The sequence below is a fragment of the Marivita sp. genome (genome assembly GCF_965656765.1).
GTDB lineage: Bacteria > Pseudomonadota > Alphaproteobacteria > Rhodobacterales > Rhodobacteraceae > Marivita.
This window is the reverse complement of sequence record NZ_CBFHLV010000083.1, coordinates 1-10,479: the sequence shown is the minus strand read 5'-3', so window position 1 is coordinate 10,479 and position 10,479 is coordinate 1. Positions and strand designations below refer to the sequence as shown.

At 56.1% G+C, this 10,479-nt stretch carries 7 protein-coding genes and 1 pseudogene; 4 read left to right on the top strand and 4 right to left on the bottom strand.

The window, feature by feature from the left end; genetic code table 11:
* Nucleotides 1-808 (bottom strand): annotated as a pseudogene (locus tag ACTG4M_RS15905) (indolepyruvate ferredoxin oxidoreductase); the annotation flags it as partial.
* A 99-nt stretch (nt 809-907) separates the two neighbouring features.
* On the opposite strand from ACTG4M_RS15905, the gene ACTG4M_RS15900 reads away from it, so the two are divergent.
* The 4 genes from ACTG4M_RS15900 (at nt 908) to ACTG4M_RS15885 (ending at nt 7,962) form a co-directional block, all read left to right on the top strand.
* Nucleotides 908-1,813: a LysR family transcriptional regulator gene (locus ACTG4M_RS15900; RefSeq protein ID WP_439124644.1), complete on the top strand. Its 906-nt coding sequence runs from the start codon at nt 908-910 to the stop codon at nt 1,811-1,813.
* A 225-nt stretch (nt 1,814-2,038) separates the two neighbouring features.
* Nucleotides 2,039-3,229 (top strand): FIST signal transduction protein, encoded by a 1,191-nt coding sequence (locus ACTG4M_RS15895; protein ID WP_439124643.1) that lies wholly within the window; start codon nt 2,039-2,041, stop codon nt 3,227-3,229.
* Nucleotides 3,230-3,381: 152 nt separating this feature from the next.
* Nucleotides 3,382-7,344: a PAS domain S-box protein gene (locus tag ACTG4M_RS15890; RefSeq protein ID WP_439124642.1), complete on the top strand. Its 3,963-nt coding sequence runs from the start codon at nt 3,382-3,384 to the stop codon at nt 7,342-7,344.
* A 3-nt stretch (nt 7,345-7,347) separates the two neighbouring features.
* Complete coding sequence (locus tag ACTG4M_RS15885; RefSeq protein ID WP_439124641.1) at nt 7,348-7,962, top strand: response regulator; 615 nt, start codon at nt 7,348-7,350, stop codon at nt 7,960-7,962.
* A 141-nt stretch (nt 7,963-8,103) separates the two neighbouring features.
* Here the strand turns inward: ACTG4M_RS15885 and tnpC are convergent, their stop codons facing one another.
* The 3 genes from tnpC to ACTG4M_RS15870 are packed head-to-tail and all read right to left on the bottom strand — an operon-like array spanning nt 8,104 to nt 10,428.
* Nucleotides 8,104-9,636 carry an IS66 family transposase gene (gene tnpC, locus ACTG4M_RS15880; protein WP_439124640.1) on the bottom strand — a complete coding sequence of 511 codons (1,533 nt, stop codon included), beginning with the start codon at nt 9,634-9,636 and terminating at the stop codon, nt 8,104-8,106.
* A 55-nt stretch (nt 9,637-9,691) separates the two neighbouring features.
* A complete protein-coding gene (gene tnpB, locus ACTG4M_RS15875) occupies nt 9,692-10,045 on the bottom strand; it encodes an IS66 family insertion sequence element accessory protein TnpB (protein ID WP_439124639.1) in 354 nt (117 codons plus the stop codon).
* Nucleotides 10,042-10,428, bottom strand: coding sequence for a transposase (locus ACTG4M_RS15870; protein WP_439124638.1), 387 nt, complete (start codon nt 10,426-10,428; stop codon nt 10,042-10,044). The genes tnpB and ACTG4M_RS15870 overlap by 4 nt, the downstream gene beginning before the upstream one ends.
* Nucleotides 10,429-10,479: the final 51 nt, after the last annotated feature.

Here is a 10,479-nt window from a genome sequence, read left to right as displayed (position 1 = left end):
ACCCGCCTTGAACGATCAGCCCGACATCATTGTCAGCCCCCTCGAACACCTCGTTCAGCTTGTGCTCTGCGATAAAGGCGCGCGCCGCAGCCAGCCGTTCGCTCGACTTTTTGCGCTCATGACCAAAGGTGACGGGTGGGTGGGCCAAACGTTCGTATTCATGCGGGGCAGGTTCCGCGAGGGGCCGCTTGATTGACACCTTGGGGGCCACGTTGTCCTTGGCCTCGAAGGAGCCCTGCAGATGGCAGGCGCGAATGCGCAATTCCATCATGACCGGTGTGTTGGAGGCCTCCGATAGCTCAAACGATTTTTCCACCAAGTTCACGATGCTTGGCAGGTTGGGACGCGGGTCCATAAGCCAAAGCGTGGATTTCATCGCATAGGCGTGTGAGCGCTCCTGGATGACGCTTGAGCCTTCGCCATAGTCCTCGCCCAACACGATCAGCGCCCCCCCCATGACACCAGGAGAGGCAAGGTTGGACAGGGCGTCTGCCGCAACATTCGTGCCGACAATGGACTTCCACGCCACAGCCCCGCGCACCGGGTACATAACCGAGGCGCCCAGCATCGCTGCGGCCGAGGATTCGTTGGTACATGGTTCCACATGTACGCCTAATTCCGCCATCTCTGGGGCCGCTTGCACCATAACATCTATCAGATGAGAGATGGGCGCGCCCTGATAGCCACCGACATAAGACACACCAGATTGAAGAAGAGCCTTGGTGACAGCAAGGATACCTTCTCCTTCGAACGTGTCGCCTTGTCCCAACTTCAGCTTTTCGATTTCCTTTGCAAATGAGACTTCCATGGCTTTCCCCTCCCCGGATGTCCTTTGGGTCGCGTGTATTGCGAAAGCTATAGAGGGCACACTATAAATACGAGACTATAGATCGAATGAATAGAATTCATGAATCAAATAAACGTCCGCACGCTTGACCTGAACCTTCTGCGCATCCTTGTGACATTGGCCGATACAGGCTCAGTGTCGAAGGCGGCGGCGTTAATGAGCATGAGTCAGCCGGCCACCAGCAGTGCGTTGAAACGATTGCGCATCGCTTTGGGCGATCCATTATTTCTGCGCACCGGCGCTGGTATGGTTCCGACACCGTATGCAGAGGCCATACTGCCGGACGTGCGCCATCACATGAGTGGGCTTCTCGACAGCGTTGAGGCACGACGGAGCTTTGACCCGAAAAGAAGCGAAAAAACCTTTCGCCTGTCGCTCTCCGGTCTGGGTGAGGCGGTCTTTGTACCGATCTTGCTTCAACACCTCTGGCGTGAGGCCCCTTTCGTCGAATTGGTCAATGTGCCCACATCGCCGCGTGATCTTCCAACTGCATTCTCCACAGGCAAATTGGACTGCGCAATCGGCATCATCGAGGTGCAAGGCCCAGGTCTACACGCGCTAGATCTGTTCGAAGACCGCTATGTCTTTGTCTCCGGTCGCGGACTGAAGGACCCTCCACGCAAACTGGAAGACCTCCGCGCCTGTCGCCTGGTGGTCTCCCGCCCAGATGCAAGTTTTGCAACGGACATCGATCGCCTTCTGGGTCAGGCAGGACTGGATCGCTCGGTGCGCCTACGCCTTGGCCATTTCGGCGCAATCGCGCCCCTGATCGACCAACATCCCGTAGTCGCGGTGATCCCCGAACAGCTCGCCAAGCAACACGTCGCAAATCAAGGTGCCACGATACTGCCTATACAACTCGCGCAGCCCCGCCAAATCGTTCGCCTTATCTGGCCAGATCGTCACAACGATGACCAGGCCCAGAGTTGGTTGCGAGGTTTGATTACCAAGGTCTTGCGGCGGTAAAGCGCTTTCAAAGCGAAGGGTACGTCATTTGTACCTGGGTCCGCTGAAATCTTGCCGTAGGCGTTCAACCTCGGACCGGCCAAGGTGGCAGAACGTTTATCACCACTCACGGGAGCGCCATTAGTTTCGAAACGGTCCAAGGTAGCATTCGATATGCGTCGTGTGCTTTTGTCTTACAGAGCGCAGTGAATATTCGTATAGTCTCGACTGGCAAAGGTGGTGACTATGATTATTAAAGCGGCTCAATCGACAACTGGAGAGGTGTCCGCCGGGTTGGCCGAGATCTCAGCTCAGCTTGAGATCGATGATCGTGGCGTTCCCGATTTTCTTGCACTCCATTTCGGAGTTGGTCTTGAGGCAGAAACGCTTCGAGCCAACGCCGTATCAATGTTTGGAGCAGGTGCGTTGCATGGTGGCTCGTCCTGCCTGGGCGTCATGGGCGGCTCAGGTGTTGATATCGGAGGCGCGGGATTGGGCGCGTTCGCGATTTGGGATGCCGCTGGAAGCTATGGCACCACTTCCATCGATTTGGGAGATGATGCCGAAGCAGCCGCGCAAGAGGCTGCGCTACAGGCTTTGTCTCATGCGGACCGTCCTGGTGAAATCCCCGAGATGGTTTGGTTGACTGTTGCACCGGGTCGCGAGGAGCAAGTTATTGCCGGACTACGGGCCGTAGTCGGTGCCGAAACCTTGATCGTCGGAGGAAGTTCCGCGGATAATGACGTATCCGGAAAATGGGCGCAATTTGGTCCGGGTGCAGTTCATTCGGATGGTCTGGTCGTCACAGTGTTGTTTCCATCCGTGCAAATCGCATCTGTCTATCAAAGTGGCTACGCTCCGACTGGCACCAACGGCACGGTGACGCGCGTTGAGGGGCGCCGTCTTTATGAAATAGATGGACGCCCCGCATCCCAGGTTCTGAGTCAATGGAGCTCGGGCGCTGTCTCTGTCGCGGAGGGCGAGGCGCGATCTATTCTGGCTGAAGCCACGCTCTGGCCTCTGGGCCGGGTGACGCGACAGGTTGCGGGTGTGCCATTCCACCTTTTGACACATCCAGCCGTTGCAAATTCCGATGGGTCCATTGAGCTATTTGCGGCCGTTTCGCACGGCGACCAGCTTTGGCAGATGCAAGGGACAGCGGACAGTTTGGTCGCGCGCGCAGGGCGCGTTGCGGCTCAGACGAAAGAAGCGGCTGGTGATGAAATCAAGGGAGCTTTGGTCGTCTATTGCGGGGGATGTATGCTTGCCGTGCAGGATCGCATGGATGAAGTTTCGGCCGGTATCAAGGACCATTTTGGTGATACGCCTTGGCTTGGTGTCTTTACTTTTGGCGAGCAAGGCGTGCCGTCAGGTGGGGGTGCAAACCACGGAAACCTAATGATCTCGTGCACAGTTTTCGGCACTGGTGATCGTTGATGAAACAAATGTGCAATCAGCCGAGCTTTGAGGGAAAGCGCATGGCATCAAATTTGCAGACACACCTTCTTATGAAGGTTGCATCATGTCGGCTCGAGAATCGTGTTGCGCTCTGAGAAGAGTAAAACGGATCTGTTATGTGGACCTGCCACATGACCAGTGACTCTGATGAACTGATGATATCTCAAAGCCTTTACGAGCGCGAAAAACGGGCTCGCCTCGAGGCCGAAGCGATGCTCGAGGCGAAGAAGCGCGAAATATTCGAGATGAATCGCCGCCTTATGGCTGACGCCGAAGCTGTGCGCTCAGCACTTGCTGATACAGAAGCGGTTCGATTGCGCGAAGCGGTTGCGCTTAAGGAAAGGTCGATCCTGTCGGAAGCGCTCAAGGCGCTAACCGGTAAAACCGGCGCAGATGAGGCCATGCAATCCCTCCTTGATGTCCTGAAACGCGAAATTGGCGGGCGAGATTGCTTTTTCATACAAGAAAAAGGAGATCACACCGTCATTGCAGCCTGTGCAGACAAGCAACACCAAGGAAAAGCTTTGCCTTTGCCAGCTTCGATGATCCGTAGATCACGCCGGATCGCAAAGCTGACAAATCTGATTGATGACTATGCTTGGCCTGGTGGAGCGGACGAACTAGCGTCCACAATGATCGTTCCTCTTGTATTGCCCGACGAAAAAGCCGGGGCGCTTTTGTTGGGCTGCAAAATCGAAGGGCGGTATTCGTCTGGTGATTTGAGGACCTTGGAACAGGTCTCGAGGCTTGCTGCTCAAGCGCTTTTGGCTCTGCGCGAAGCGCGCCGTAATGCTCTGTTGCTTGGTCTGCTTGAAGGCAGACCACTTGAACGGTCAGAGGCCATTCTTGATGCCCCCCTCGAAGCCGTTCACAAAGCGTTTTCCCGCCTGACAGAAATGCAGGGTCAGGTCGTGGGTATTTTGGATGCACTGCTTGGCGCGTCACTTAAGCAAACCGATCAAGCGATTGACACGGCGCTGGCACAGATGGGCGAGCTGACCGCTACTGACAGAACCTATGTGTTCCGCCTGAGACCTGATGGAGCGTTTATCGACAACACGCACGAATGGTGCGCGCCAAATACCGTTTCTTGTCGCGACATGCTTCAGGACATTCCTGTAGAGATGATCGACCATTGGCGTGAGCTGTTCGATGCGGGAGCCGAGGTCTTGATCCCTGACGTGGCTGCCCTTCCAAAGGAGGCACCGGAGAAAGACCTGCTGTTGGAGCAGGGCATCAAGTCTCTTCTTGCCGTTCCTTTGGTTGAAGACGGTGCCTTCCGGGGCTTTGTCGGTTTTGATGCAGTGCGCGCAATGCGGAATTTCCTGCCCGGGGAAGTACATTTGATTCGGTCGGTCGCTAAGGTGATCGTGTCTGTTCTAGCGCGCCGTGATGCAGAGGAACGACTGGTGTCCGCCCATGCGTCAGCCTTATCTCAGCGAGCACGGCTTGAAGCTGTATTGTCCGCCATGCCGGACTTGATCGTCGAATTGGATCGCGAAGGACGTTTTGTATCCTGGCACTCTGGCACTATTGAAGTCACTGACAAAATCTTTGCAAAGTTCTTAAACCATACTCTCGAAGAGAAACTGCCTGCTGAGCTCGCGCAGACCCTGAGGACGAAGTTGCGAATGCTTGACGGTGGAACAACGGTGGTCCGCCACACATTTGAAGCGCCACCTGAGGATTTCTTTTCTGGTTGGTGGCAGCTGACGGCATCGGCAATTGGCGATCAGGGATATGTCCTCGCCCTTCGCGATATCACCGAGGCGCGTGAAAAGGCGGCCGAAATTGAACGCTTGTCGGAAATCGCACGTCGCACCACGAACCTTGTTGTCGTGACAGACGCAAAACGCCGCATCGAATGGGTCAATGCGGCCTTCGAACAGAATACCGGTTGGACTCTTGAAGACGTTAAGGGAAAGAACCCTGGCCGTTTGCTGCAAAGCCCGGACACTGATCCGGCGACGGTCGCCAAGATGCGCAGAGCGTTAGATCAAGGCGAACCTGTGCAGGTCGAAGTGCTCAATCGGTCCAGATACGGTCGAGAGTACTGGCTTTCGATTGATATCCAGCCGCTCAAAGACCCCGATGGCGAAGTGGAAGGATTTCTTGCGGTTGAGGTTGACGTAACTGAGCAACGCAAACAGGCGGAATCACTGCGGCACGCTGCGGGCGAAGCCGCCCTGGCGCGCGCTAACCTTGAAAAAGCAGTGGAAGCTTTGCAGGACGGTTTTGTCCTATACGATGCAGATGATCGCCTGGTGATCTGCAACAGCCGCTACCGCGAGATTTACGAGTTGTCGGCATCTGCAATCGTCGTAGGGGCGACCTTTGAAAGCATCATCCGCTTCGGGTTGAAGGTAGGTCAATATCCCGAAGCAATCGGAAGAGAAGAGGACTGGCTGGCAGAACAATTTGTTCAGCACTCCCAACCAGACCGCGAATTCGAACAACAGCTTTCTGACGGATCATGGCTGCGCGTGTTCGAAAAAGCGATGCCCGATGGCGGGCGTGTCGAATTGCGCGTCGACATCACGGACCTCAAAAAGGCGGAGCAACGGGCTATCGCAGACCGCGCCGCCGCCATGGAAGCCAGTCTTGATGGAATCGCCATCACTGATGTCGAAGGTCGCTTTGTCTACTCAAACCGCGTTCATCTTGAAATGTTTGGCTATACAGATGAGCAAGATCTGCTCGGCCAAAAGTGGTCCAAGCTTTATGCCTCGGACGAGGTTTCCTGGATGGAAGCCAACGCCATGCCAGCACTGGCGCAAAATGGTGGCTGGTCTGGAGAGGTTGTTGGTCTTGCCAAAGACGGTAGTCCAGTCGAGCAGGATGTCTCTTTGACGGTAAACGCCGATGGTGGATTGCTGTGCATCACACGTGATATTTCTGCGCGCAGACGCGAACGAGCAGAGCGCGAGCGACTGCTCAATGAACTTCAACTTGCGCAACGCCGCGAAATGATCGGGCAGATGGCGGCTGGGTTGGCCCATGACTTCAACAACCTTTTGGCCATTATCTCGGGTGGTGCATCGCTGATCGTTGAAGAGGCAGAAGATGGCGGGAAGACCGCAACAGGCGCGGCACGCATTCTCTCTGCCTCCGATCAAGCTGCAGGACTGGTGAAACGTTTGTTGACCTTGGGGGCGCGTCAATCGTCTCGGATCAATTTAGACTTGCGCCGTCCCGTCCAAGAGGCAGCCGACCTTGTACAATCGAGCCTTCGTGCGCCAGCCCGATTGTCGGTTACAGTGCCGGAACATCCGGTTGAGGCAGATGCCGACCCAACGGATGTGCTTCAGCTCTTGCTCAATCTTGCAATCAACGCGCGTGATGCACTTGGCAATACCGCGGGCGTAATTTCAATCCGCCTTACATCGCCTCAACATTATGCGCCAAGCGAAGCCATGACGTTTGGCCGTATCAATCCTGATCTGCGGTATGCATGTCTGGTCGTCGAAGATACCGGCCCTGGAATGCCGCCAGACGTCGCATCACGGATTTTGACTCCTTATTTCAGCACGAAGGGCAATATGGGAACCGGTCTTGGTCTTGCTGTTGTGTCTTCTGTGATTGAGGACAACGGCGGTGCCTTGAACCTCACGACGCAATTGGGGAAAGGAACGAAGTTCGAAGTATATTGGCCCGTTGATGCGTTCGAGCAGGCTGCTGCTCCGCGTCTTACTACGGTTGAAACGACAGGCCGCCTCGATGGGCGGATGATCCTTGTTGTCGATGACCAGCCCGAAGTACTTGACGTGATCACGGCCTATCTCGAAGCGGCCGGCGCCGAGGTCGCCGCGACGACTGATCCGGCGGACGTTCTTGATGCTGTGCGCAGTGATGCAGACATATGGGACCTGCTTGTTACGGATTTCAACATGCCAAGCATGACAGGCGCTGAATTGACTGAAGCCGTTAAGACGCTCGCGCCAAGCCTGCCGTCTATTCTGGTAACCGCGCTCGCTGGTGAAGTTGGGCACTCTGGCACGTTGTTTTCGAGTGTTTTATCGAAGCCGATCGACCGGCAACTGCTTGTCGAGTACGCAGAGTTTGCCCTAATCTCAGACGCCAATGCGAAAGAGTAAGCTATGCGTGCCTTAATCGCCGATGATCAGGAAATGTTGCGTGAGATGTTCAACGCAATCCTTTCGCGCGCTCAGATACAAGTCGCACTGGCGCACGATCTCGAAAGTGCACTTACCGAAGTTGCCAGTTCTGATCCATTCGATCTGATCCTTTTAGATTACCATATGCCAGGAATGGATGGTCTCAACGGGGTGCAACGTGCTCTGTCTGAGGGCAAGGGTGCGCAGGTCGCATTGATGTCTGGCAACCTGCCACATCACGTCGTTCAAGATGCCTTACAGATGGGTGCAGTCGGGTTTGTTCCCAAGAAACTGCCCGCGCGGAACTTTGAGAAAGCCATTCGCGCTATGGCAACGGGTCAAAAGATGGATTTGCAGGATAGCAAAGCGATTGCCCTATTGGATCAACCGATGCCCGATCCTGAGACGCGCCTGACGTCCCGCGAGGTTCTGCTTCTGCAACATCTGAACGGTGGCGAATCCATCGAAGAAGTGGCACTTGAACTCGGGCTTAAACAGCCAACTCTCAATTTCACCGTGATGACTTTGTGTCGCAAATTCCAAGTGCAAGATATCGCAGAAGCAGTGGCAATTGCCAAAAAAGACGGATTAATCTGACCGGTATTGGCAACTTGTTTGTGGATGTCTGGACTCGGGCTGATTAACGACGATCAGGCCGTCATTTTAAACGCGCAAGCATCCCCTAGGTTGAGAGCGTTTGATTTTGCATGCGGTAATTCAGTCCCGCATCTTACAAGATTACCGTAAGCGGTGCGCCGTTCGCACGTGATTGGCGTAGTTCCAGGGCAGCAACAGGTTAATATCGGTTTGTTTGTGCCCGGCTGCGATGGCGGTCAGGACGCCGGACAGATAGCCATGGGGTTCAATCCCGTTGAGTTTGCACGTTTCGATCAGAGACGCGATGACGGCCCAGTTTTGCGCGCCGGCATCATGGCCTGCGAAGAGCGCATTTTTGCGGTTTAGGGCGATTGGACGGATTGTGCGCTCGACGGGGTTGGAATCCAGTTCGATGCGACCGTCGTCGAGGAACCGGATCAGCCCGTCCCAGTATTTGGCGATGTATTTCAGGGCATCTCCGGTTGGCGATTTTGCCGAGACACGGGCGCGGTTCTGGGTGAGCCAGAGTTCGAAGGCGTCTATGAGGGGTTTTGAGCGATCCTGTCGAGCGTCATGGCGCTCGTCTGCGCTCAGGCCGCGCAGGTCTTTTTCGATGCGATAGAGCGCCTGGATTTGGGCCAGACCTTCCTGCGCAATCGGGGCCGTGCTTGACTGAGTGACGTCGTGCAGTTTGCGGCGAGCGTGCGCCCAGCAATATGCCAATGTCACATCCTGGGTCGGACGTTTAAGCAAGCGATTATAGCCAGCATAGCCGTCAACCTGCAGGATGCCGCTGAAGCCCTGCAAAATAGTGTCCGCATGCTGGCCAGATCGTCCCGGCGCGTAAGTAAACGCCACTCCAGGTGGATCATCGCCGTTCCATGGCCTGTCATTACGGGCCAGCGCCCAGAAGTATCCTGTTTTGGTGCTTTTGCGCCCTGGGGCCAGAACCGGCGCGGGTGTTTCGTCCATGAAGAGCTTGGTGGAGCGCTTCAGATCAGCCATCAGGGCATCATAGACAGGGGTCAATTCGAAGGCCGACTTGCCCACCCATGCGGCCAGGGTCGAACGATCCAAATCGATCCCTTGGCGGCTGTAAATCTGGGCCTGTCGATATAGAGGCAGATGATCCGCGTATTTGGAGACCAGCACATGGTCCAAAGTGGCCTCGGTTGGCATACCGCCTGCGATGATGTGGGCTGGCGCCGGGGCTTGGGCGATCCCGCCTTCGCAGGATCGGCACGCGTATTTGGGACGACACGTGACAATCACCCGGAACTGCGCGGGGATGATGTCCAGCCGTTCGCTGACATCTTCGCCGATGACATGGCGCTCGGCTCCGCAGGCGCAGGAGAGCTCGGGTTCAATGACCACTTCCACCCGCTCCAGATGCTTGGGCAGTGACCCCCGGTTGGTCTGACGCGGCTTTGGCGGTCGCACGGGCGCGGTGCGCGGATCAGCATCAATCTCGGCTTCCACCTGCGCGATGGCCGTCTCGATGTCTTCGAGTTCCAGCTCGTATTGGCCTGGATCGATCTTCTCGGATTTGCTCCCGAAGAGCGCCTTCTTGAAGGCGGCAACCAGAACTTCGAGCCGGGCATTCTGATCCTGCTGCGCACGGATGATCGCCTTCAACTCAGCAATGTCGTCGGGCAATTCATCAGGTGCGATCATGCCTGATCCCATAACAAAACAGGGGCAGAATAACCCCTGCAAAGGGTCCCGTGAGTCACTCCGCCGCAGAAGGTGCTGCGACCTCCAGGGGCTGCACGCGCCGCCAATCCAAACCCGCAAACAGCGCCTCAAACTGTGCCGGTTCCAAACGCATCACCCCGTTCTTGATCGCGGGCCATTCGAAGGTGTTATCCTCCAGTCGCTTATACGCCATCACCAGCCCACTGCCGTCCCAGTAGATCAGCTTCAGCCGATCTGCGCGCTTGGCGCGGAACACATATACAGACCCATCAAAGGGCTTCTGTCGCAAATGACCCTGCACCAGAGCGGCCAGCCCGTCATGGCCTTTGCGGAAGTCGACCGGATCAGTGGCCACGAAAATCCGGACCTTGTGGGATGGCGTGATCACGTCCCCACAGCCCGCGCGATCTCGGCGACCCGGGGTGCAGGCGTTGCCGCATCAAGACGAACAATGACGTTGCCTCTGATCACATCAATCGTGCTGGCGGAAGCGACAGGCAGAGGCTGGGCTAAAGGCGCAGGCGCTTTGATCTCAACGGGCACAAAATCCATGCCATCCAGGTTTGGCAGGACCAGCTTGCCCTGCCGTGCCATCCGACGCCAATCAGACACTGTGCTGGGGATCAACTCATATCGCTTCGCGACCGTGTTGACTGTCTCGCCCTCAATCAACGTCTCAGCCACAATCCGAGCCTTCAGCTCCCGAGGCCAATTACGCTTCCCATCTGTCCGGCGCGGAACCCTTGCCAGAAACTCGCTTGTAGCTCCCATCGAGAAACTCCCCACAAATCAAAGAAGCCTCTGAATCGCAGATCAGACGTC